This window comes from Clavibacter lycopersici, from assembly GCF_003576405.1.
GTDB classification, from domain to species: Bacteria; Actinomycetota; Actinomycetes; order Actinomycetales; family Microbacteriaceae; genus Clavibacter; species Clavibacter lycopersici.
This window is the reverse complement of sequence record NZ_QWGT01000480.1, coordinates 1-744: the sequence shown is the minus strand read 5'-3', so window position 1 is coordinate 744 and position 744 is coordinate 1. Positions and strand designations below refer to the sequence as shown.

The 744-nt window shown below is 79.3% G+C and carries 1 pseudogene; it reads left to right on the top strand.

From position 1 onward, the window contains the following. Positions 1-744 (top strand): annotated as a pseudogene (locus tag DZG00_RS16070) (septum formation family protein); the annotation flags it as partial.

Below are 744 nucleotides of genomic sequence, written 5' to 3'. Positions count from 1 at the left end.
GTCCGCCGGCCGTGAGCCGGTGCCCGCCGAGCGCGAGGCGCAGGGCGACTCGGGCGAGGACGCCGACGCGACGGACGCGACGGTCGCGGGCGTGGATCCGGCGCCCGCCGAGCCGACGACGCCCTCCGACGGCGACATCCTCGCGGGGATCGTCCCGCTCGACCCCGCCGAGGACGACGCGCGCGTCGCCCCGCTCGACCAGGTGGATCCCGACGCGGACGCACCCGACGCCGTCCTCGACGCGCCCGCCCCCGAGCCCGACATCGCCGCCGCGCCGGTCGACGCGGGCGACGTCGGGTTCCCCGGCGAGCCCGACCCCGGGTACGTGCCCGCGGCCGCGGACGACGTGCCCGGCGAGGTGCTCACGGGCGAGGTCGAGCCGTCTCCGGCTGACGACGCCCCGACCGAGATGGTCCTCGAGCCGGTCGACGACGACCGGGACGACGCGGCGCTGCCGGTCGTCGACGCCGATGCGCACGTGGTCGACGCCGAGCTCGTCGAGGATCCCGACCCCGAGCTCGCGCCGGACGGCCCCGGCGAGTCCGTGCAGCTGACACCGCTCCGCGCCGACGAGGCGGACGAGGACGCGGAGGTCGTCGACGACCACGCCGGTCCGCCCGCCGATGCCGACCCCGATGACGCGGACGAGGATGCGGCCCCCGCGCCGCTCGCCCCCGCGGCCGCCGCGGCGCGTGCCGCCGCCATGGCGTGGGCTGCCGGATCCGCTCCGGCTGCGGTCGCGCC